The organism is Bradyrhizobium sp. PRIMUS42 (genome assembly GCF_023006515.1).
Taxonomy (GTDB): Bacteria; Pseudomonadota; Alphaproteobacteria; order Rhizobiales; family Xanthobacteraceae; genus Bradyrhizobium.
This window is the reverse complement of sequence record NZ_JALBGZ010001369.1, coordinates 1-764: the sequence shown is the minus strand read 5'-3', so window position 1 is coordinate 764 and position 764 is coordinate 1. Positions and strand designations below refer to the sequence as shown.

Annotated in this window: 1 protein-coding gene; it reads right to left on the bottom strand. The window is 66.4% G+C overall.

The annotated features are described in order from the left end of the window. The coding region (locus MOV75_RS40415) for an ABC transporter ATP-binding protein (RefSeq protein WP_247008431.1) at nucleotides 1-752 on the bottom strand (752 nt) is incomplete at its 3' end. Nucleotides 753-764: the final 12 nt, after the last annotated feature.

The window sequence follows — 764 nt, the reverse complement described above, 5'->3', positions numbered from 1 at the left end:
GCCTGCACCTGGGCGGGCGTGCCCTCCGCGAGCTTCTTGCCGAAGTTCAGCGCGACGACGTGGTCGGCGATCGACATCACGAGGCCCATGTGGTGCTCGACCAGCAGCACGGTCATGTGGCGCTCGTCGCGGATGCGGCGAATGAGGTCGCCGAGCACATAGACTTCCTCATGGTTGAGGCCGCCGGCCGGCTCGTCGAGCAGCAGGATCTTCGGATCGGCCGCGAGCGCGCGCGCCAGCTCGACGCGCTTCTGCGTGCCGAAGGGCAGGCCGGACACGACGGTGTGGGCGACGTCCTCGAGATCGAGATAGGCGAGGATCTCGTGCACCTTCTTGTTGACGCTGGTCTCGCTGCGCCGGACCCAGGCAAGCTTCAGGGAGTCGCTGATGATGTCGCTGGAGGTCTTCGAATGGGCGCCGACGCGGACGTTGTCCATCACCGACAGGTTCGGAAACAGCGCCACGTTCTGGAAGGTGCGGCCGATGCCGATTTCCGCGATCCGGTGCGGCGGCCGCGTCAGGATGCTGGCGCCTTCCATCAGGATGTCGCCGGACGACGGCTGATAAAGCCGCGAGAGGCAGTTGAACAGCGTGGTCTTGCCGGCGCCGTTGGGGCCGATCAAGCCGAGGATCTGGCCCTTGTGCATGTCAAAGGACACGCCGTTGAGCGCGATGATGCCGCCGAACACGACGCTGACGTCGCGAACCGCGAGCAGGGGCGATGTCCCCTGCGCGAGCTGTGCCTGCGTCATCTCGTCTCGCCC